Genomic DNA, 20,748 nt, shown 5'->3' with positions numbered 1-20,748 from the left:
GGTACGGATGGGTTTCGCCGGGGTTGTTGCGGATGTCCTGATTCAGCTGGGCTTGGGTCCAGATGTGGCGAGTGAAGTGCTCGCCAGTGACCTGATACTCATGAAAGGTTTGCTCGACGCTGTCCCATACATACAACCAGCCGTCACGCAGTTGGCGCAGGGTGTAGCTGCGGGTTTTCAGCGTGGGCAGTTGCCCCTGCCAGTTCGGTGGCAGCGGGTTCGGTCCTTGGTTGCTGGCTTTGCTGTGCGGGGATTCATCCAGTGCATAGCGCACCGGAAAGATGCTCACTTGCGGCTGCCTGAATGCGCATTGGGCTACATCGAAGGGTGTGTTGGTGAATTCCTGGTTGCGTCTGGCACGGTGCAGTTCGGCTTCAGAGGCGGGCTTGTGCATCACACATCCTTGTTCGATTCGAGCTGATGGCGAACAGAGAAAGTGTGTCGTTCGTTGAGCGCGGCATTTACCGGTACGAACGTAGGCTTGCCCTGAACCTGAGAAAAGCAGAGGGCACGCTAACAAGGGTTAAAAAAAATTGATGTAGGACGCTTCCTTAAGTGCTTATAAGTGAGTCCTGTTGTCGATCGCCCAGGCGAGCATCAAGGCGCAATCACCTTGTTGCTGCCTGGAGGGCCAATGACTCAGACCACGACTTCTGCCGGCGATACGATATTGGTCTTGCCACCGCGCGAGCGTCCCGAGCTCAAGTAGGCGGCGATCGATTCCTGGGTCACTTCGCCAAGAAACACTTGCTCGGCATCGAGCACTGGCAGCCACGAGCGGTTGAACTCGTACATTCGCGACAGCAGGATTCGCAGGTGTTCATCGTGGGCGGCTGTTGCGTTGAAGGTCCGCAGGAAATCGCTGCAACTACCTTGCTGGCGATGCAGGTCACGTCGGCGCACGTAGCCCATGGCCTTGTTCTGCGCATCTGTCACCACGACATAGCGGCGGTCATGTTCGTCCATCAGCTCCAGAGCGTCACTCACTGGCGTCTCGGGGCTTACCGACGGCGCATTGTCGGCAGCGTCTTCGGCGCGGACCAGCAGCAGGCGCTTGAGTGTGCTGTCCTGACCCACGAAATTGCTGACGAAGTCGTCGGCTGGGTGCGCCAACAGAGTGTCGGGATGGTCGATCTGGATCAGTTTGCCCGCGCGGAAAATGGCAATTTTGTCGCCCAACTTGATGGCTTCATCAATGTCATGACTGACCATGATCACGGTTTTGTTCAATGCCCGCTGCATCTCGAAAAACTCGTTCTGAATCATCTCGCGGTTGATCGGGTCGACCGCGCCGAACGGTTCGTCCATCAGCAGCAGCGGCGCTTCAGCGGCCAAGGCGCGGATCACACCGATGCGTTGTTGCTGTCCACCGGACAACTCCCGTGGGTAGCGCTGCAGGTATTGCTTGGGCTCAAGCTTGATCATGCTCATCAGCTCGCGAGCACGCTCGTGGCATTTTTGTTTGTCCCAACCAAGCAGGCGCGGGACCACGGTGATGTTTTCCTCGATGGTCATGTTGGGGAACAGACCGATCTGCTGAATCACATAGCCAATGCGCCGACGCAGGGTTACTTCGTCAAGGCCGGTGGTGTCTTCGCCATTGATCAGGACCTTGCCGGAGGTGGGCGTGATCAGGCGGTTGATCATTTTCAGCGTGGTGCTCTTGCCGCACCCGGACGGGCCGAGGAATACACAGATCTCGCCTTCGTTGACGGTCAGGCTGACAGCATCGACGGCTTTGACGTCTTTACCGTTGGCGTGAAAGGTCTTGCTCAGGTTCTGAAGTTCGATCATTTGCGCAGTCCTTCTGGAGTCAGGGCACGTTGCAGGGTTTGCAGCAGCAGGTCGGCGAAGATGGCCAGAAGGCTCACCAGCAAGGCACCGACCAGCAGCATCGACATGTCGCTACGGCTGATAGAGGTAAGGATAAGTACACCCAGGCCACCGGCACCGATGGTGGCGGCGATGGTCATGACGCCGATGTTCATCACCACGGCAGTACGCACGCCAGCGAGGATCACCGGCACGGCGATGGGCAGTTCGACCATGCGCAGGCGCTGGCCGAAGGTCATGCCGATACCGCGTGCGGCTTCACGAATACCGGGCTCGACGTTGGTCAGCGCCAGGTACGTGTTACGCAGAATCGGCAGCAGTGAATAAAGGAACACGGCGGTGATTGCCGGTAATGGGCCCAGGCCCTGGCCGAATTTGGAGTAGAACGGCAGCAGCAGGCCAAACAACGCGATCGACGGAATGGTCAACAGCACCGTGGCGCACGCCTGCAGGGGGCCGGCCAGGGAAGGGAAGCGGGTCATCAGGATGCCCAGTGGCACGCCGATCAGAATCGCCAGGCTTACGGCAATGCCGACCAGGGTGATGTGTTGCCAGGTCAGATGCAGAACCTCGGCCCAGTCCAGGTGAGTGAAGGTATCGAGCATGATTATGGCTGCTCCTGTGCAGGTGGATGCTGGCGCAGGTACTCGGCGGCGACCTTGCTCGGGCTCTGGTGCTCGACGTCGACTTTGGCGTTGAGCTCGCGCATGGTCTGGTCATCCAGTTGCTCGGCCAGCGGTTTGAGCAGGGTTGCCAGTTGCGGGTGAGCGTCGAGGATTTCCTTGCGCACCACGGGAGCGGCGGTGTAATCGGGGAAGTAGTGTTTGTCGTCTTCGAGCAGCTTGAGGTCGAAGGCGCTCAGGCGTCCGTCCGTGGTGTAGACCAGCCCGCTGAATACCTGGCCGTTGCGCAGGGCGGTGTAGACCAGTCCTGCATCCATTTGCCGGATGTTGCGGCGGGTCAGTTGCAGGTCGTAGGTTTCGGTCAGGCCGACAAGGCCGTCGGGGCGATTGGCAAACTCGGTATCGAGCGCCACCACATGATCGCGATCCTTTTCTTCACGCAGCACCTGATTCAACTGGCTGATGCTGTTGACCTGCGGATACTGCTCGGCAATCTTGCGTGGCAGTGCCAGGGCGTAGGTGTTGCTGAATTTCGAAGGCGTGAGCCAGATCAGGTTTTTCTTCGCATCCAGCTCCTTGACCTTGGCATAGGTTGCAGCGGCGCTGGGCATGCGCTCATCGATATGGTTGTAGGACACCAGGGACACGCCGGTGTATTCCCAGACCATGTCCAGTTGACCGGTTTCGTGGGCGCTCCGGGCCAGGCTGCTGCCCAGCCCACCGGTAATGCGCACATCAAAACCGTTCTGGTTCAGGTAGCGGGCAGTAATTTCGGCCAGCACAGTCTGTTCTGTGAACACCCGCGCGCCGAGGCGAATTACAGGTTTTGTCGCGGCTTGGGCAAATCCGGAGAACAGCAGGGCCGCGCCCAGAAACAAGGCGATTCTTTTCATTGGAGTTCCTTCGCTTAGTGGGCCAGGCCGCGTTCAAGCCAACGCCGACTGCCTTGGGCCACCAGGGCGTCGAGCAAGAGGGCGAGCAAAGCGGTGCAGGCCGCGCCGAGCAGCAGTTGCGGCTGATTGTTCAGGGCAATGCCAGGGAAAATCAGACTGCCCAGGCTATTGGCGCCAATCAGAAACGACAGCGGTGCGGTGCCTACGTTGATTGCCAGGGCGACGCGCACACCGCCGACGATGATCGGCACGGCATTGGGCAGCTCGACACGCCATAAGCTTTGACGAGGCGTCATGCCGATGCCGGTGGCGGCTTCCTTGAGCGAGGCGGGAACGTTTTTCAGGCCCTCGTAGGTGTTGCGCACGATGGGCAAGAGAGAGGCGAGGAACAATGCGAAGATCGCGGGGCCTGCGCCGATGCCCAGAAAACTCAGGGCAATGGCCAGAACGGCCAAGGGGGGGATGGTGTTGCCAATGTTGAAAAACTGCATGAAACGTTCGGCGCGGTCGACTCTGTGCGGTCGACTCAAGGCAATTCCAGCGGGTATGCCCACGGCTAACGCCGCCACCATCGACAGCAGCACCAACACCAGGTGTGCTTGCAGGTAGAACCATAGATCGGCACGGTAGTGCGCGATCGTATCAATGCCGATCCAGTGGATCAGCAGGGCCAGGATGACGAGCGCGAAGGCACATCCCATCAGCCCCTTGCCATAGCTTTTAGCCACAGGCGGACTCCTTTTGTTGTCGGCGAACACACTCCCGTGGCGGCCACCATTCCAGGCGGCAGGCAGTGTGATCGCGATAAGCAGCGTGTGGCCCGGATCGGAGCGAAACACGCCATAAGCGAAGCCTCGTCAGGCTCGTGTTGCCAGTGAAATCAGCCCTGACGAATGGTTAAAACCAATTGCGAATCAGGGCAGTGGACGCCTCCACAGCCCTAAAGGTTCCCATCTGAAGCGGCATTTGGCCAGCGTTAATCGACCCAACGGTTCAGTTCGCAGGTTAAATTGGGCTATAATCTGCGCCCTTTTTTTGAATCACCTGCCAGGCGATTTCCCATGACCAACCAGGCCGCCGAAGTCGCGAAACGCCGCACCTTCGCTATTATTTCCCACCCCGATGCGGGTAAGACCACCATCACCGAGAAGCTGTTGCTGATGGGCAAGGCGATTGCCGTTGCCGGTACGGTGAAATCGCGAAAGTCCGACCGCCATGCCACCTCCGACTGGATGGAAATGGAGAAGCAACGGGGTATCTCCATCACCACCTCGGTGATGCAGTTCCCGTACCGCGAGCACATGATCAACCTGCTCGACACCCCCGGTCACGAAGACTTCTCCGAAGATACCTACCGTACGCTCACGGCGGTGGACTCGGCGCTGATGGTGCTCGACGGCGGTAAAGGTGTTGAGCCGCGCACCATCGCCCTGATGGATGTCTGCCGTCTGCGTGACACGCCGATTGTCAGCTTCATCAACAAACTCGACCGTGACATCCGTGATCCGATCGAACTGCTCGACGAGATCGAGGCAGTATTGAAAATCAAGGCTGCGCCGATCACCTGGCCGATTGGTTGCTACCGCGATTTCAAGGGTGTGTATCACCTGGCGGGTGACTACATCATTGTCTACACCCCAGGTCACGGCCACGAGCGTACCGAGGTGAAGATCATCGAGAAGCTCGATTCCGATGAAGCCCGGGCCCACCTGGGTGACGAGTACGAGCGCTTCATCGAACAACTGGAACTGGTTCAAGGCGCTTGCCACGAATTCGACCAGGGCGAATTCATGCGCGGTGAGCTGACCCCGGTGTTCTTCGGTACTGCATTGGGCAACTTCGGTGTCGACCATGTACTCGACGCAGTCGTCAACTGGGCGCCGCGTCCATTGCCACGTGCCGCCAACGAGCGCACCGTCGAACCGACCGAAGAGAAATTCAGCGGCTTCGTGTTCAAGATCCAGGCGAACATGGACCCCAAGCACCGCGACCGTATCGCGTTCATGCGTATCTGTTCCGGACGCTACGAGAAAGGCATGAAAATGCGCCATGTGCGCACCGGCAAGGACCTGCGCATCGGCGATGCACTGACGTTCTTCTCCTCCGAGCGTGAGCAACTGGAAGAAGCCTGGGCTGGCGACATCATTGGTTTGCACAACCATGGCACCATCCAGATCGGCGACACCTTCACCGAAGGCGAGGCGCTGGGCTTCACCGGTATTCCGCACTTCGCCCCGGAGCTGTTCCGCCGCGTTCGCCTGAAAGACCCGCTCAAGTCCAAGCAACTGCGCCAGGGCCTGCAGCAACTGGCTGAAGAGGGCGCCACCCAGGTGTTCTTCCCGGAGCGCAGCAACGACATCATTCTCGGCGCCGTGGGTGTGCTGCAGTTCGATGTGGTCGCCAGCCGCCTGAAGGAAGAGTACAAGGTCGAGTGCGCCTACGAGCCAATCACCGTATGGTCCGCGCGCTGGATCAGCTGTGACGACAAGAAGAAGCTTGAGGAATTCAAGAACAAGGCAGTGGAAAACCTGGCGATCGACGGCGGTGGTCACCTGACCTATTTGGCCCCGACCCGAGTCAACCTGGCGCTGATGGAAGAGCGCTGGCCAGACGTCAAGTTCCGCGCAACCCGCGAGCATCACTAAAAGCCACAGGCTTCAAGCTACACGCTGCAAGAGGGCAGCAGGCCGGACATCCGCCTGCTTTTTCTTGCAGCTTGCAGCTTAAAGCTGGCCGAAGGCCTTCAGTTTCCCGCTTTGATGCTGGTCCAGATTCGTGTGCGGATGCGGTCGATTTTGGCCGGCATGGCTTCCAGGGCGAACAGCTTGCCGAGCATTTCTTCGCTCGGGTAGATCATGGTGTTGGCCTTCATGGCCGGGTCGACCAGGGCGTCCGCCTTGAGGTTGCCGTTGGCGTATTGCACGTGCTCGCTGATGTTGGCCATTACCTCGGGTTGCAGCAGATAGTTCATGTACGCATAGCCGGCTTTTTCGTTGGGTGCGTCGACCGGCATGGCAACCATGTCGAACCACATCGGTGCGCCTTCCTTGGGAATCGAATAGCCCACCTTCACACCATTCTTCGCTTCCTCTGCACGGTTCTTGGCCTGCAGCACGTCACCCGAGAAACCCACTACGACGCAGATGTCGCCATTGGCCAGGTCGCCGGTGTATTTCGACGAGTGGAAGTAGTTGATGTAAGGGCGTGCCTTCATCAGCAATTCCTTGGCCTTTTCGTAATCTTTGGGGTCCTGGCTGTGATGCGGCAAGCCCAGATAGTTGAGGGCAATTGGTAGCAGCTCGGGGCCGTTGTCCAGCACCGCTACGCCGCAACTTTTCAGCTTGCTGATGTACTCGGGCTTGAAGATCAGGTCCCAGGAGTCCACCGGGGCGTTGTCGCCCAGAACCGCCTTGACCTTGTCGATGTTGTAGCCAATGCCGGTACTGCCCCACAGGTAGGGGAAACCGTACTGGTTGCCCGGGTCGTTGACCTCCAGGGCCTTGAGCAGCACAGGGTTGAGGTTCTGCCAGTTGGGCAGTTGGCTCTTGTCGAGCTTCTTCAGGGCCTTGCCCTGGATCTGCCGGGCCATAAAGTGGTTGGACGGAAACACGACGTCGTAGCCGGAATTGCCAGTCATCAACTTGCCATCGAGGGTTTCGTTGCTGTCGAACACATCGTAGGTCGGCACAATACCGCTGGCTTGCTGGAAGTTCTTCAGCGTATCGGGGGCAATGTAGCTGGACCAGTTGTAGATTTTTACCGAGTCGGCTGCCTGGGCAGCGGCGGTGGCCAACAACAGCGGTGCGATGAGCAATGGGCGCATGTCTGGATTCCTTGCTTTGTCTGTTTTTATCGAAGGAGGCAGGCGATCAAACGATCAGAAAATCAATACATAGGTTTTGCGCACGGTTTCCTGGATATCCCAGATTCCGGTGCTATTGGCTGGCAGCATGACTGCATCACCGGCCTCGATGGTCAGTGGTTCACCGCCATCCGGGGTAAAGGTGCAGCGGCCCTTGATGAAGTGACAGAACTCTTGCTGCACAATCTGGCGCCGCCAGCGGCCCGGGGTGCATTCCCAGATGCCGGTTTCAACACCGTCGCTGCGCTCGACAGACGTCACCGAGGCAATTGAAACCGGCTCGCCAAGTGGCACGGCAACCGGATTGGATTCTTGCAGGACTGCAGTGTCGGTGTTCTTGAACTGGGTAATGCTCATACCGGTAGATCCTGTACTGGGGGAACGAAAAGGTCAGCGCATGAAACCTTCCATGAAGTCCGCGACACCACTGGCCAAGCGACGACGCCAAGGGGCGCTGTCCGGGTTGGCGAGGGTCTGGTCTTCATGGACAAAACTTTTGATGATGGCGTTGTAGCCCAGCCAGCGGCACGGTTCTGGCTCCCAGGCGGCGAGGCTGGACAAGGTTCTGTCTGGATGCGCCCACGGCTGCTGGGTAAGCACGCTCGGGCGCTCAAGAATCAGATCGGTCAAGGTCCGCCCTGCCAGGTTGGTGGCACCGACGCCTTCGCCACCGTAGCCTCCAGCGAGGGCGACGTGCTGCTTGCGGTCACAGAGCATGTGCGGCTGGAAGCGTCGGGCCATGCCCAGGTTACCGCCCCAGGAATGAGTGATGGCGACGTCTTTGAGCTGTGGAAACAGCTCACCAAACAGGTAGCGACGCAGTTCAATCTCGCTGCTGGTGAGGTCGAAATCTTCCCGCAGGCGCCCAGCAAAGCGGTAACCACCACGGGCGCCGAACACCAGGCGATTATCGGCACTGCGCTGGCCGTAGGTAACCTGGCGACTGTTTTCACTGAAGGCCTGACCGCCGTTGAGGCCGATTTTTTGCCAGACCTGTTCAGGCAGCGGTTCTGTTGCCACCAGCAGGCTTTGCACCGGCATCTGGTATCGACCAAGCGGCGGCAGGTTGACCGAGTAGCCTTCAACTGCCGGCACCACCCACTGGCATTTGATCCGGGCTTGAGCAGTGCGCACTTCGCCGGGTTGCCAGTCGATGACCGGACTGTTCTCGTAAAGGTGAACACCCAGGCGTTCGACGGCACGGGCCAGGCCGCGAACCAGCTTGGCCGGCTGGATCGTTGCCACATTCGGGTTGAAGATAGCGCCGTAAGGCTTGCTGATGCGCAACTGGGTCGCCAGTTCTTCCGCGCTCATCCAACGGTAATCGTCTTCGGTCAGACCCTGCTTGTAGAGCTTTTTCAGGTAGTCACGCAGCGTGGCTTCCTGCTCCGGATAACGTGCGGCACAGTACAGTACGCCACCTTTGCGGTAGTCGCAGTCGATGTCCTCTAGTTCCAGAACACGCTGCACTTCATCGGGTATGCCATGCAGCAAGTCGAAGGATGCCCGTCGCTGTTCGGGGGAGCTGGCAGCCAGCAAGCGATCTTCGCCGAGCAGGTTGCCCATCAGCCAGCCACCGTTGCGCCCGGAGGCTCCGAACCCGGCAATACTGGCCTCGACAATGGCGATGTTCAGGTTCGGGGCTTGTTGCTTGAGGTAGTAGGCGGTCCACAGCCCGGTATAGCCGGCGCCGATGATGCAGACGTCCACGTCCAGGTCCTTGTGCAGGGCTGGGCGGGTGGTCAGCGTCTCGTCCAACTGGTCCATCCAAAGGCTGATTTTGCGCCATGGCTGCATTCTGTTCGGCTCCACATCCGTTACGGTCTGTGGTGATCCTAGAAGCAGGCGGGGGGTGTTGTCTTAGCTGCGTGCACGCAGAGAATTTTGCTTCACCCAGGCTTTTGGCGAGAGGCCCGTATGCTGGCGGAAACACTTGTAGAACGCCGATAGCGAATTGAACCCGGCGGCAAAGGCCAAGTCATCGATTTTCGCGCTGGAGGTCGCTTGCGCCAGGCCATTGAGCAGGTGTTGTAGGCGCGCATGGTTGACGTAGCGGTAGAAGCTCTGGCCCAACACCTGGTTGAGCAGATAGGAAATCTGGTTGCGGCTGTAGCCGCTTTCCTGGGATACGCGTTGCAGGTCCAGCTCTGGGTCGAGGTAGGGTTGCTGGCGCTGGAAATACTGCTCCAGGTCTTGTGCCATGGAACTCAGCTGCCGTGGCGACAGGCCGAGGCGGCTGATGGTCGGGCGCACATCGCTCTGGGCCGATTCCGGGTTGGGTTCGCGCACCAGAGACGCGTATTCGTTGACCCGCCAGACCAGACCGTCACGTACCGTAATCGCTTCGCTGGACTGGAAGGCCACCAACCCTTCGCCGCCTTGCAGGGTGACCTGGTACTGGATGAAGGCGGTACAGCCGTCGACGCGGATGCGGTCGCTGTGCACGATGTCTTCATCCACTTCACGAGGCATGCTGGCGCGGACATATTCACGCAGTTCGGCAAGATGCAGTACACGGTTCTGAAAGTAGTCGTTGTACTGGATGTGGGGGTGAAACAAGGCCATCACCCCGTCGAGGTCGCGATGCTTCCAGCACAGATGATAACGCAGCACGGTAGCGGCGGTTTCCGGGGTCTGTTTCGGGCCGTCGGGGATAGGGTCAGGGATCATGTGGGAATAGTGATGGAGTGCTTGATCGCGGGTCAAGCCCGCTCCCGCAGGCCAGAGTCGAATCCGGCCTGTGGGTGCGTGCTTGACCTGTGAAGGGCCCTAGAGGAACTGCTCGGCGTAATGACACGCCACCTGCCGAGTCGCCACCTGCCGGAACGCTGGCTCTTCGGAGGAACAGCGCTCGGTGGCATACGGGCAACGCTTGTGGAAAGCGCAGCCAGATGGCGGGTCAAGAGGATTGGGCAGTTCACCGACGATTTTTATCTTCGGCTTGAGCGGGTCCGGGTGAATGGTCGGTGTGGCCGACAACAGGGCCTGGGTGTAGGGGTGCAGGGGCTTGTTGTAGATATCGTCCTTGGGGCCCATTTCCGCCGGACGCCCCAGGTACATCACCAGTACCTGGTCAGCCACATGGCGCACCACTGCCAGGTTATGCGAGATGAATACGTAGGCGGTGTTGAACTCTTTCTGCAGGTCCATGAACAAGTTCAACACCTGGGCCTGAATCGACACATCGAGGGCCGAGGTGGGTTCGTCGGCCACCAGTACCTTGGGTTGCAGCATCATCGCCCGGGCCAGGGCAATACGCTGGCGCTGACCACCGGAAAACATGTGCGGGTAGCGCTGGTAGTGTTCGGGGCGCAGGCCAACCTGTTGCATCATGGCCTGGACTTTTTCCCGCCGTTCGCTCTTTGACAGCGTGGTATTGATCAGCAGCGGTTCGGCCAGTTGGTCTCCGATTTTCTGACGCGGGTTGAGTGAAGCGTAAGGGCTCTGGAACACCATCTGCACGTCTTTGCGCAGTTGCTTGCGTTCGGCCTTGTTGGCGCCGGCCACTTCCTGACCGGCAATTTTCAACGAGCCGGAAGAGGGTTCTTCGATCAGCGTCAGGGCGCGTGCCAGGGTTGATTTGCCGCAGCCGGACTCACCGACCACGGCCAGGGTCTTGCCAGCTTCAAGCTCAAACGAGACCCCATTGAGTGCGCGCACCAGGGCATGGCCTTTGAACAGGCCGCGGGAAACCTCGTAGTGACGGGTTAGTTCACGGGCGGTAAGGACGACAGTCATCACGCCACCTCCTGGTTCAACGGGTAAAAACAACGCACCTGGCTATGGGCCTGGGGATCGAGCGTCGGGCGTTGTCGGCGGCAGTTTTCCTGAACGTATGGGCAACGCGGTGAAAGCAGGCAGCCTTCAGGGCGGTCGTAACGGCCGGGAACGATTCCGGGCAGGGTCGCCAGGCGCTCGGCGCCTTCACTATGTTCTGGAATGGCCGCCAGCAGAGCTTCGCTGTAGGGGTGTGCAGGAACCTCGAACAGCGCCGGCACCTGGCCGACTTCCACGGCTTGACCGGCATACATCACGCAGACGCGTTTGGCTGTCTCGGCAACGACAGCCAGGTCGTGGGTGATCAGGATCAGGGCCATGTTTTGCTCTTGCTGCAGGTTGAGCAGCAGCTCCATGATCTGCGCCTGAATGGTGACGTCCAGAGCGGTGGTCGGCTCATCGGCGATCAGTAGCTTGGGTTCGCCAGCGATCGCCATGGCGATGGCCACGCGCTGACTCATACCTCCAGACAGTTGATGAGGGTAGGCATTGAGGCGGCTTTCGGCCGCTGGAATTTCGACTTTCTTGAGCAGCTCAAGCGCGCGTTGGCGCGCGGCCTTGCCGCGCAGGCCAAGGTGCTGGCGCAGGACCTCCTCAATCTGGAATCCCACGGTGTAGCTGGGATTGAGGGCAGTCATTGGGTCCTGGAAGACCATTGCCATATCCTTGCCCACCACTTTGCGTCGTTGCCGACCGCTGAGGGTGAGCATGTTGACGCCGTCAAAGCTCAGGGCATCGGCGGTGATGCGCCCAGGTGCGTCGATCAGCCCCATCAGCGCCATCATGGTGACTGATTTGCCCGATCCCGACTCGCCGACAATTGCCAGGACTTCGCCTTCGCTGACGGTAAGGTCCAGACCATCGACAACCGGCACAGCGTTGGCATCGCCAAAGCGCACATTCAAATTCTTGATTTGCAGAAGTGACATGGCGTTCTCCTCAGGCGGCATTCTTGAGTTTCGGATCGAGCGCATCGCGCAGTCCGTCACCCATCAGGTTGATTGCCAGCACGCTGAGCAAAATGGTCAGCCCAGGCAGGCTTACCACCCACCAGGCACGTTCTATGTAGTCACGGGCCGAGGCCAGCATGGTGCCCCACTCAGGGGTCGGAGGTTGCACACCAAGGCCAAGGAAGCCCAGGGCTGCGGCATCGAGAATCGCCGAGGAAAAACTCAAGGTGGCCTGGACGATCAGCGGCGCCATGCAGTTGGGCAGCACGGTGATAAACATCAGGCGCGGCAGGCCAGCGCCTGCCAGGCGCGCAGCGGTGACGTAGTCACGGTTCAGTTCAACCATTACCGCTGCCCGGGTAAGTCGCACGTAGGAGGGCAATGAAACGATAGCAATGGCAATGACGGTGTTGATCAGGCCAGGGCCGAGGATGGCGACAATCGCCACGGCCAGCAACAGCGACGGCAGGGCCAGCATCACGTCCATCAGGCGCATGATCGAGGGGCCGAGAATACGCGGAAAAAAGCCCGCCAACAGGCCGAGAAACACACCGGGGATCAGCGAGATCAGCACCGAAGACAGGCCGATCAGCAGCGACAGGCGTGAGCCCTGGATGAGGCGCGAAAGCAGATCGCGGCCCAGTTCGTCGGTGCCGAAGATAAATTGCCAGTTGCCGCCTTCAAGCCAAACCGGCGGCGTCAGCAGGAAGTCGCGGTACTGCTCGCTGGGGTCGTGGGGCGCCACCCAGGGGGCGAACAAGGCACAGAACACGATAAGGCTCATGAACATCAGCCCGGCGACCGCGCCCTTGTTGCGCGAAAACGCCTGCCAGAACTCTTTGTAGGGCGAAGGGTAGAGCAGGCTGGTATCGACAGCGGTGACCGGGGCGGTGTTGGATTTGGCTATTGGGGTTGTCATGACGTGGCCCTCAGCGCTGATGACGGATGCGTGGGTTGGCCAGGCCGTAGAGAATATCCACGACGAAGTTGACCAGAATCACCAGGCAGGCAATCAACAGGATGCCGTTCTGTACCACGGGGTAGTCTCGGGCGCCGATGGCCTCGATCAGCCATTTGCCGATGCCCGGCCAGGAAAAGATGGTTTCGGTCAGTACCGCACCTGCGAGCAAGGTGCCGACCTGCAGGCCGAACACGGTAAGCACTGGAATCAGCGCATTGCGCAGGCCGTGGACAAATACCACCCGAGCAGGCGACAGGCCCTTGGCCCGGGCTGTGCGAATGTAATCTTCGCGCAGCACTTCAAGCATTGAGGAGCGAGTCATCCGCGCGATCACTGCCAACGGAATGGTACCGAGCACAATGGCCGGCAGAATCAGGTGCATAACGGCGTCCTTGAACGCGCCTTCCTCATCGCTGAGCAGGGTGTCGATGAGCATGAAGCCGGTTTTCGGCTCGATGTCGTAGAGCAGGTCGATGCGCCCGGAAACCGGGGTCCAGCCAAGGCTTACGGAGAAGAACATGATCAGAATAAGCCCCCACCAGAAGATCGGCATCGAATACCCTGCCAGGGAAATGCCCATTACCCCGTGATCGAACAGCGAACCGCGCTTCAGTGCGGCGATTACCCCCGCCAGCAGGCCTATCACGCCGGCGAACAGCAAGGCGGCCAGGGACAGTTCCAGGGTCGCCGGAAACAGGGCGAGAAACTCGGTCCACACGCTTTCACGTGTACGCAGCGATTCACCCAGGTCGCCTTGGGCAAGTTTGCTGACGTAATCCAGATACTGCTCTGGCAGTGGCTTGTTCAGGCCCAGGCGCTCCATGGCCTGGGCATGCATTTCTGGGTCAACCCGGCGTTCACCCATCATCACCTCCACCGGGTCACCGGGTATCAGGCGTATGAGTGCGAAGGTAAGCAAGGTAATGCCGAAAAAAGTCGGGATCAAAAGTCCCAGGCGCCGGGCAATAAAACTAAACATCTTATGGTGTACCTCATCAGCCGGTCAGGCATTCCCGCCAGTGCCCGGGTAGGGCGCTGGCGGTCGTTCTTGTTCTACTTCACCTGGGTGGTGGCGAAGTTGTTATTGGTGAGGGGGTTGATGTGGTACCCCTCCACATTGTTTCGCATGGCAGTGAACATCTTCGGATGCGCCATGCTGATCCACGGTTGGTCTTCATCGTACACCGCCAGGGCCTTTACATAGAGCGCTGCGCGCTCATCTGTGTCGGACACTGTACGTGCCTTGTCGATCAATGCCTGGAATGTCTGATTGCACCAGCGCGCATAGTTCTCCCCGCTTTTGACGGCATCGCAACTGAGCAGGGGCGTGAGAAAGTTGTCCGGATCGCCGTTGTCGCCTGCCCAGCCGGTGGAAACCATATCGGCTTCACCCTTCTTCGCCCGGCGCAGCATCTCGGCCCACTCCATGATGCGGATATCGACTTTCAAACCGATCCTGGCAAGGTCGGCCTGGAACATTTCTGCGCTCAGGCGCGGGTTGGGGTTGGTCGGGCCGCCACCATTGCGGGTGAACAGCGTCAGCACTGTGCCTGGCGGTACACCGGCTTGCTTGAGCAGGCCGCGGGCCTTGTCGAGGTCGCGGGGTGGGTTGCGGTTACTGGTGTTGTAGCCCATCAGCGTTGGCGGATAGGGGTTGATAGCCACCAGTGCGTTGCCTTTGCCGAACAACTGGTCGACATGGGTCTGGCGATCAAAGGCGATGTTGATCGCTTTGCGCACGCGCACGTCACTCAAGTACTTGTGCTCGGTATTGAGCGAAATGTAGCCGGTGGTCAACGCCTCCATTTCGGCAACCTTGAGTGTGGGGTCTGCCTTGATGCTGTCGATGTCATCAGGCTTGGGGTAGAGCGCCACCTGGCATTCATTCGCTTTGAGCTTCTGCAGGCGCACGTTGTTGTCGGTGGCGATGGCGAAGATCAGGGCATCGGCGGGTGGCTTGCCGCGAAAGTAGTCTGGATTGGCCTTGTAGCGAACCTGGGCGTCCTTGTTGTAGCGCTGGAAGATGAACGGGCCGGTGCCAATGGGTTTGCTGTTGAGCGCTGCTGTTTGCCCGGCCTTGAGCAACTGGTCGCCGTACTCCGCCGAGTAGATCGAGGTGAAGGCCATGGCCAGGTCAGGCAAGAACGGCGCTTCTGGGCGATTAAGCGTAAAGACTACGGTGTGATCGTCGGTTTTCTCCACGCTCTTGATCAGGGCCTTGAACCCCATGCTTTCAAAATAGGGAAAACCGATGCTGGTCTTGTTGTGCCACGGATGGTTGGGGTCCAGCTGGCGACGGAAGCTCCACAGCACATCGTCGGCATTCAGTGGGCGAGTCGGTGTGAAGTAGGCAGTGGTGTGGAACTTCACACCTTCGCGCAGGTGAAAGGTATAGGTCATGCCGTCGGCACTGATCTCCCAGCGCTCGGCCAGGGCCGGCTGGATTTCAGTGGTGCCGGGTTTGAAGTCGACCAGGCGATTGAAAATGGTTTCAGCCGAGGCGTCGGCAGTCACCGCGGTGGTGTACTGGACGATATCGAAGCCTTCCGGGCTGGCTTCGGTACAGACCACCAACGGCTTGGCCGACAGGCTTGCAGCGGCGCTCAACAGGAGGGCTGTCAGGGCAGCCTGTAGCGGTAGCGATTTCATGAACTCTCCCTGCTATCAATTAAGCCAGCGTAGTCGCCACGACCGATTCAGCGAACCGGTCGTGGCCGCCGCAGCTACAGAATGTTGAACGGAATGGTGGTCACGATGCGCAGCTCATCAAGGCTGCCGTCAGCCTGGGCCTTGCTCGCCCGGTGGGCGGTGTAGGTAGCGCGGACAGTGGTGTCCCTGAGCGCACCGCTCTGCACGGCATAGCTGGTACCGATACCCCACTCATAATGGTTTTCGCCGTCCTGGTTGCGCACGTCATAGCCAGTGCCCTTGTAGTGAGTGCCATCGATGCCCCAGCCGCGTGCGTTGTACAGGTTGAATTTCAACCCAGGTACGCCGTACTGGGCCATGTTCAGTACATAGGCTATCTGCATCGACTTTTCGTTCGGACCGTTGAAATCCGAAAGCAGGGAGTTGGCCAGGAAGATGGCGTTGGTTTCGTGCAGGTAGTCGAAGTACTCGTTACCGTTGACCTGCTGGTAGGAGAACGTCAGGTTGTGCGCCTGATGCGTGAGCCCCAGCGACAGGCTGTAGGTGTCGTTGTCGATTTCACCCAGTTTGCTGCGCCCCTCGTCCTTGGTCTTGTAGTAGTTCAACCCGGTGTTCAGGCTCACTACCGAACTGTCGCCCAACTCATGGTTGGCACTGAAGTAGTACTGGTTCCAGAAGTCCTCGACCTTTGAAGCATACAGGCTGGTCCTCAGGCTTTGCAGCGGCTGGTAGGTGATGCCGGCCATGCTGATGCGATCGGTTTCTACACCAATGGCCGCGTACTCGGAGCGGAATTTGCTCAAGCTCTGCTCCGTGCGTGGCGATACGCGATCAAAGGAGCCTGCGTCGAACGACAGGTTGTTGAACTCTTCGCTATGAATGCTCACCCCCTGGAAACTTGAGGGCAGGGCGCGGTTGCCGATGTACGCAATCACCGGTGTATCCACCGAGTGGCGGCCGGCGGTCAGGGTAGTGTTGGAGACCCGCGCCTTGACGTTGGCCAGGCCCATCTTGCTCCATTGGCCGATGACATCACCGTCACTATGGGTAAGGGTGCGATTGTTCGGTCCGGCGACGGCGGCACGGCCTTGCTCCAGGGCCACGGCGTTATAGGCGGCGACTTCTGTGGCGAAGCCGACGGTGCCTTGGGTGAAGCCGGAGCTGTAATTGAGAATGGTGCCTTGCAGCCAGTTGTCGCGGCTGTGGGTATCGTGGCGAGTGCCATCGCTCTTGTAATACTTCCAAAGCGGTGCGCGGGTGGCACGTTCGCGGGCATACCAGTTACGGGTCGAACCGGACAGGCTCTGTCCCTCGATGAAACCGGTGGCTTGTTCTTGGGCACTGGTGGTTTTGGCGCTGAGCGGAACATAGTCCTGGCTCGCGGGTTCGGCCTGGACCATGGCTGACAAGCCACCAAGGGACAGGGCTAATACTGCTGTTTGGGTTCGTCTCAAGTTGAAGCTCCCTTTTCTTTTCTTTTTTTAGTTGCCGCCTGGCCTCGTGAGCTGGGCGTCTTGCCGGTTGCAGCAAGCCTTGCAAACGTTTGCTTGAGCACAAACGGTCTTATTCGGGCAACGATCGCCCGTGGGGATGGTGTTCACCCCCTTGGACGATCCCGGTTTTTATTCGGTGCTGACGCCTGAGAAGCTGTTACGTCCGAACGGACTTACCTTGAAATCCACGACCTTGGCACTGAGCGGCTGGTTGACCGTCGAGTGCGCAATCGGCGTGATAGGCAATTGCTGTCGCAGCCGTTGTTGCGCCTGTTTGTAGAGAGTGGTGCGTTGCTCGCGGTCGGTAACGGTCTTGGCTTGCTTGACCAGAGCGTCATACTGCGGGTCACACCACATTGAATAGTTGTTGCTGCCAATCGCATCACAGCTGTAGAGCGTGCCCAGCCAGTTGTCTGGGTCGCCGTTGTCACCGGTCCAGCCGATCAGCGTTACATCGTGTTCACCATCCTTGGTGCGCTTGAGATATTCCCCCCACTCGTAGCTGACAATCTTCACTTTGAAGCCAATTTTGCTCCAGTCAGCCTGGAGCATTTCAGCCATCAGCTTGGCGTTGGGGTTGTAGGGGCGTTGCACAGGCATTGCCCACAGGGTGATTTCGCTGCCTTCTTTGACGCCTGCAGCCTTGAGCAGCTCGCGGGCCTTGTCCGGGTTGTAGCCTGCATCCTTGATGGTGTCGTCATAGGACCATTGTGTGGGCGGCATGCTGCCGACCGCCAGTTGTCCAGCATGCTGGTACACCGCCTTGACGATGGCTGACTTGTTCACCGCCATATCCATCGCCTGGCGCACTTGGAGTTGGTCGAACGGTTTGTGTTGAACGTTGTAGGCGATGTAGCCGAGGTTGAACCCGGGCTTTTCGATGACCTGCAGGTTCGGATCACGCTTGAGGCTGTCGAGGTCGGCAGGGCGTGGGTTGAGGGTCACTTGACACTCGTTCTTGCGCAGTTTCTGGATACGTACTGAGGGGTCGACGTTGATCGAGAAGATCAGTTGCTCGATCTTGACCTGGCTTGGGTCCCAGTAATCCTTGTTGCCGCGGTAGCGGATCTGCGAGTCCTTCTGATAGCGCTGAAACACGAACGGTCCGGTGCCGATGGGTTTTTGGTTGATATCGCTGGGTCGGCCGGAGGTCATAAGTTGGTGGGCGTATTCGGCGGAAAGGATTGAAGCAAAGCTCATTGCCAGGTTTTGCACGAAGGCGGCATCGACGCTGTTGAGGGTGAAGGTAACTGTCATTGCATCGATCTTCTCGATCCGGGCAATGTTCTTGTCCAGGCTCATGCTGGTGAAATAGGGAAACTCGGTAGGGTAGGCCTTGCGAAAAGGGTGTTCGCGGTCGAGCATGCGCTTGAACGTGAACAGCACGTCGTCGGCGTCGAGCTCGCGCGTCGGCGTGAATTCCTTGTTGCTGTGAAACTTGACCCCTTCGCGCAGGTGGAAGGTGTAGGTCAGGCCGTCTGGCGAAACCTCCCAGCTTTTTGCCAGCGCCGGCTTTACTGCGGTAGCTCCGCGTTCGAACTCTACCAGGCGGTTATAGATCGGCTCGGCGGCGTCGTTGTCGGTGGCGCTGGTGTATTGGGCAGTGTCGAAACCGCCTGGGCTGCCTTCGGAGCAGAACACCAGATTCCTGGCCAGCCCCTGGGGGGCCTGGGTGAGCAGGCCGAGGCCCAGTAAAGCTGCAAAAATGGAGGTATGGCGCATGGACAATCCCTTCTCTCTTGTAGTTTTGAGCGGTTCAAGGCGCACAGCCATGCGGATAGCACCGACTGAAGTGAAGCTTTGACGGTAAGGCCATCAGCGCACTTCAGCGAGGTACAATTCCGGATAGATGTGTAGGAGGATTCCGAGAGTGCGGTACGACTTTCCCTTGTCGTTGCACGGGCGGTCTGCCTGCCAAGCCTCGTGCTCCAGCCTTGGACGCCGATGCGTCGCAAGGCCGAAGAAGTGGGCGGCTACTTGCTGACGCTGACCCCATAGAAGGAGTTCAAGCCGAACGGGCTGATCTTGAAGTCCTGTACGGTGGTGCGCATAGGTTGATACACCGTCGAGTGAGCGATCGGTGTCATTGGGACCTGGTCTTTGAGGCGATGCTGAGCTTGCTTGTACAGCTCGGTACGCTTGGCCTGGTCAGAAGTGGCCTTGGCCTCTTTGATCAGCTTGTCGTATTCAGGGTCGCACCACTTCGAGAAGTTGTTGCCGCTGATGGCGTCGCAGCCGAACAGGGTGCCAAGCCAGTTGTCCGGGTCGCCGTTGTCGCCGCTCCAGCCAATCAGCATCGCGCCGTTTTCGCCGCCCTTGGAACGCTTGATGTACTCGCCCCACTCGTAGCTGATGATCTTGGCCTTGATGCCGATCTTGCCCCAATCGGACTGCAGCATTTCGGCCATCAATTTGGCGTTGGGGTTGTAGGGGCGTTGAACCGGCATGGCCCACAGGGTGATCTCGGTGCCTTCTTTGACGCCGGCTTCCTTGAGCAGCTGTTTGGCTTTTTCCGGATCGTACGGCACATCCTTGATGGTGGTGTCGTAGGACCATTGGGTTGGCGGCATGGCGTTGACCGCCAGTTGCCCGGCACCTTGGTAGACCGAGTCGATGATCTGCTGTTTGTTCACCGCCATGTCCAGGGCCTGGCGAACCTTGAGCTGGGCCATGGGGTTGGATTCGTTGCTGCCCTTGATCTTGTCCATCACGTTGTAGGCGATGTAGCCGAGGTTGAAACCGGCCTGGTCGGGCATCTTCAGGTTCGGGTCAGCCTTGAGTGGCTCGATGTCGGCTGGTCGTGGGAACAGCGTGACCTGGCATTCGTTTTTCTTCAGCTTCTGCATCCGCACCGAAGCGTCGGTGGTGATGGCGAAGATCAGGTTGTCGATCTTCACGTCATCGGGCTTCCAGTAGTCCTTGTTGCCCTTGAAGCGGATCTGCGCATCTTTCTGGTACTTGCTGAACACGAACGGACCGGTGCCGATCGGTTTCTGATTGAGGTCAGCGGGTTTGCCCTGCTTGAGCAACTGCTCGGCGTATTCGGCGGACTGGATCGAGGCGAAGCTCATCGCCATGTTCTGGATGAACGCTGCGTCGACACCATTGAGGGTGAACTTGACCGTGTGATCGTCCACCTTCTCGACCTTGGCGATGTTTTTGTCCATGCCCATGTCGGTGAAGTACGGGAACTCAGTTGGATAGGCCTTGCGAAACGGCATGTCCTTGTCGAGCATTCGATTGAAGGTGAACAGGACGTCGTCGGCGTTGAATTCGCGGGTTGGCTTGAAGAAGTCGGTGGTATGGAATTTAACCCCTTCACGCAATTGGAAGGTGTAGGTCAGGCCGTCAGGGGAAACGTCCCAGCTGGTTGCCAGGCCAGGAATTACCGCCGTGCCGCCGCGCTCGAACTGGCTCAACCGGTTGAAGACCGTCTCGGCTGACGCATCGAAGTCTGTTCCGGTGGTGTACTGCCCCGGGTCGAAGCCAGCGGGACTGCCTTCGGAGCAAAACACCAGGTTAGTCGCCGCTAGGGCGGATGGAGCGCTGGCAAGCAAGCCGGCGCCGACTAGAAACGGAATGACCGCGTGTTTGAGCATGGTGGCCTCATTGTTGTCATTTTTAATAGAGGTGGCCTTGTGAGCCGACCTTTGGATACTTATGCAGGGCCCGTACCTAATGCAAGAGTGAATTTAAGACGTAATGAC

At 59.0% G+C, this 20,748-nt stretch carries 18 protein-coding genes; 1 reads left to right on the top strand and 17 read right to left on the bottom strand.

Annotated features, from left to right (window positions below):
- The 5 genes from H8F21_RS13225 to H8F21_RS13205 form a co-directional block, all read right to left on the bottom strand.
- On the bottom strand, positions 1–394 hold a 394-nt coding region (locus tag H8F21_RS13225; RefSeq protein ID WP_328824464.1), incomplete at its 3' end, for a toxin VasX.
- 245 nt (positions 395–639) lie between these two features.
- Positions 640–1,794: an osmoprotectant ABC transporter ATP-binding protein OsmV gene (locus tag H8F21_RS13220; RefSeq protein ID WP_203476411.1), complete on the bottom strand. Its 1,155-nt coding sequence runs from the start codon at positions 1,792–1,794 to the stop codon at positions 640–642.
- Positions 1,791–2,438, bottom strand: coding sequence for an ABC transporter permease (locus H8F21_RS13215; protein WP_136478011.1), 648 nt, complete (start codon positions 2,436–2,438; stop codon positions 1,791–1,793). Before H8F21_RS13215 ends, H8F21_RS13220 begins: the two co-directional genes overlap by 4 nt.
- 2 nt (positions 2,439–2,440) lie before the next feature.
- Entirely contained in the window at positions 2,441–3,349 is a 909-nt protein-coding gene (locus H8F21_RS13210) for a glycine betaine ABC transporter substrate-binding protein (RefSeq protein ID WP_136478010.1), read from the bottom strand.
- 14 nt (positions 3,350–3,363) lie between these two features.
- Positions 3,364–4,077, bottom strand: coding sequence for an ABC transporter permease (locus H8F21_RS13205; RefSeq protein ID WP_136478009.1), 714 nt, complete (start codon positions 4,075–4,077; stop codon positions 3,364–3,366).
- Positions 4,078–4,410: 333 nt separating this feature from the next.
- On the opposite strand from H8F21_RS13205, the gene H8F21_RS13200 reads away from it, so the two are divergent.
- Positions 4,411–5,994, top strand: a complete 1,584-nt coding sequence (locus H8F21_RS13200) for a peptide chain release factor 3 (protein ID WP_203476409.1) — start codon at positions 4,411–4,413, stop codon at positions 5,992–5,994.
- A gap of 98 nt (positions 5,995–6,092) precedes the next feature.
- Here the strand turns inward: H8F21_RS13200 and H8F21_RS13195 are convergent, their stop codons facing one another.
- The 12 genes from H8F21_RS13195 to H8F21_RS13140 form a co-directional block, all read right to left on the bottom strand.
- Complete coding sequence (locus tag H8F21_RS13195) at positions 6,093–7,172, bottom strand: polyamine ABC transporter substrate-binding protein (protein ID WP_203476407.1); 1,080 nt, start codon at positions 7,170–7,172, stop codon at positions 6,093–6,095.
- A 54-nt stretch (positions 7,173–7,226) separates the two neighbouring features.
- Positions 7,227–7,568 carry a cupin domain-containing protein gene (locus H8F21_RS13190; RefSeq protein ID WP_203476405.1) on the bottom strand — a complete coding sequence of 114 codons (342 nt, stop codon included), beginning with the start codon at positions 7,566–7,568 and terminating at the stop codon, positions 7,227–7,229.
- Between the two features lie 33 nt (positions 7,569–7,601).
- Positions 7,602–9,008, bottom strand: a complete 1,407-nt coding sequence (locus H8F21_RS13185; protein ID WP_203476403.1) for an NAD(P)/FAD-dependent oxidoreductase — start codon at positions 9,006–9,008, stop codon at positions 7,602–7,604.
- Positions 9,009–9,071: 63 nt separating this feature from the next.
- A complete protein-coding gene (locus tag H8F21_RS13180; RefSeq protein ID WP_203476468.1) occupies positions 9,072–9,881 on the bottom strand; it encodes an AraC family transcriptional regulator in 810 nt (269 codons plus the stop codon).
- 99 nt (positions 9,882–9,980) lie between these two features.
- The gene (locus H8F21_RS13175; protein WP_203476400.1) at positions 9,981–10,949 is read right to left on the bottom strand and encodes a peptide ABC transporter ATP-binding protein; all 969 of its coding nucleotides are present in this window, start codon (positions 10,947–10,949) and stop codon (positions 9,981–9,983) included.
- The gene (locus H8F21_RS13170) at positions 10,949–11,917 is read right to left on the bottom strand and encodes an ABC transporter ATP-binding protein (RefSeq protein WP_203476398.1); all 969 of its coding nucleotides are present in this window, start codon (positions 11,915–11,917) and stop codon (positions 10,949–10,951) included. The genes H8F21_RS13175 and H8F21_RS13170 overlap by 1 nt, the downstream gene beginning before the upstream one ends.
- 10 nt (positions 11,918–11,927) lie before the next feature.
- Complete coding sequence (locus H8F21_RS13165; protein WP_211201858.1) at positions 11,928–12,857, bottom strand: ABC transporter permease subunit; 930 nt, start codon at positions 12,855–12,857, stop codon at positions 11,928–11,930.
- A gap of 10 nt (positions 12,858–12,867) precedes the next feature.
- A complete protein-coding gene (locus H8F21_RS13160) occupies positions 12,868–13,878 on the bottom strand; it encodes an ABC transporter permease subunit (protein ID WP_136478001.1) in 1,011 nt (336 codons plus the stop codon).
- 74 nt (positions 13,879–13,952) lie between these two features.
- Complete coding sequence (locus tag H8F21_RS13155; RefSeq protein ID WP_203476396.1) at positions 13,953–15,548, bottom strand: ABC transporter substrate-binding protein; 1,596 nt, start codon at positions 15,546–15,548, stop codon at positions 13,953–13,955.
- Positions 15,549–15,622: 74 nt separating this feature from the next.
- Positions 15,623–16,948: an OprD family porin gene (locus tag H8F21_RS13150; protein ID WP_203476464.1), complete on the bottom strand. Its 1,326-nt coding sequence runs from the start codon at positions 16,946–16,948 to the stop codon at positions 15,623–15,625.
- A gap of 222 nt (positions 16,949–17,170) precedes the next feature.
- The gene (locus H8F21_RS13145) at positions 17,171–18,763 is read right to left on the bottom strand and encodes an ABC transporter substrate-binding protein (RefSeq protein ID WP_203476395.1); all 1,593 of its coding nucleotides are present in this window, start codon (positions 18,761–18,763) and stop codon (positions 17,171–17,173) included.
- A gap of 251 nt (positions 18,764–19,014) precedes the next feature.
- Positions 19,015–20,640 carry an ABC transporter substrate-binding protein gene (locus H8F21_RS13140; protein WP_203476393.1) on the bottom strand — a complete coding sequence of 542 codons (1,626 nt, stop codon included), beginning with the start codon at positions 20,638–20,640 and terminating at the stop codon, positions 19,015–19,017.
- Between the last annotated feature and the right edge of the window lie 108 nt (positions 20,641–20,748).

The organism is Pseudomonas arcuscaelestis, from assembly GCF_016881005.1.
Taxonomy (GTDB): domain Bacteria; phylum Pseudomonadota; class Gammaproteobacteria; order Pseudomonadales; family Pseudomonadaceae; genus Aquipseudomonas; species Aquipseudomonas arcuscaelestis.
This window is presented reverse-complemented; position numbering and strand designations above follow the sequence as displayed.

Excerpts from the sequence above, each read along its gene's own strand:
- H8F21_RS13220 (WP_203476411.1), bottom strand. The coding sequence starts at position 1,794 with ATGATCGAACTTCAGAACCTGAGCAAGACCTTTCACGCCAACGGTAAA.
- H8F21_RS13215 (WP_136478011.1), bottom strand. The coding sequence starts at position 2,438 with ATGCTCGATACCTTCACTCACCTGGACTGGGCCGAGGTTCTGCATCTG.
- H8F21_RS13210 (WP_136478010.1), bottom strand. The coding sequence starts at position 3,349 with ATGAAAAGAATCGCCTTGTTTCTGGGCGCGGCCCTGCTGTTCTCCGGA.
- H8F21_RS13200 (WP_203476409.1), top strand. The coding sequence starts at position 4,411 with ATGACCAACCAGGCCGCCGAAGTCGCGAAACGCCGCACCTTCGCTATT.
- H8F21_RS13195 (WP_203476407.1), bottom strand. The coding sequence starts at position 7,172 with ATGCGCCCATTGCTCATCGCACCGCTGTTGTTGGCCACCGCCGCTGCC.
- H8F21_RS13190 (WP_203476405.1), bottom strand. The coding sequence starts at position 7,568 with ATGAGCATTACCCAGTTCAAGAACACCGACACTGCAGTCCTGCAAGAA.
- H8F21_RS13185 (WP_203476403.1), bottom strand. The coding sequence starts at position 9,008 with ATGCAGCCATGGCGCAAAATCAGCCTTTGGATGGACCAGTTGGACGAG.
- H8F21_RS13180 (WP_203476468.1), bottom strand. The coding sequence starts at position 9,881 with ATGATCCCTGACCCTATCCCCGACGGCCCGAAACAGACCCCGGAAACC.
- H8F21_RS13175 (WP_203476400.1), bottom strand. The coding sequence starts at position 10,949 with ATGACTGTCGTCCTTACCGCCCGTGAACTAACCCGTCACTACGAGGTT.
- H8F21_RS13170 (WP_203476398.1), bottom strand. The coding sequence starts at position 11,917 with ATGTCACTTCTGCAAATCAAGAATTTGAATGTGCGCTTTGGCGATGCC.
- H8F21_RS13165 (WP_211201858.1), bottom strand. The coding sequence starts at position 12,857 with ATGACAACCCCAATAGCCAAATCCAACACCGCCCCGGTCACCGCTGTC.
- H8F21_RS13160 (WP_136478001.1), bottom strand. The coding sequence starts at position 13,878 with ATGTTTAGTTTTATTGCCCGGCGCCTGGGACTTTTGATCCCGACTTTT.
- H8F21_RS13155 (WP_203476396.1), bottom strand. The coding sequence starts at position 15,548 with ATGAAATCGCTACCGCTACAGGCTGCCCTGACAGCCCTCCTGTTGAGC.
- H8F21_RS13150 (WP_203476464.1), bottom strand. The coding sequence starts at position 16,948 with ATGGTCCAGGCCGAACCCGCGAGCCAGGACTATGTTCCGCTCAGCGCC.
- H8F21_RS13145 (WP_203476395.1), bottom strand. The coding sequence starts at position 18,763 with ATGCGCCATACCTCCATTTTTGCAGCTTTACTGGGCCTCGGCCTGCTC.
- H8F21_RS13140 (WP_203476393.1), bottom strand. The coding sequence starts at position 20,640 with ATGCTCAAACACGCGGTCATTCCGTTTCTAGTCGGCGCCGGCTTGCTT.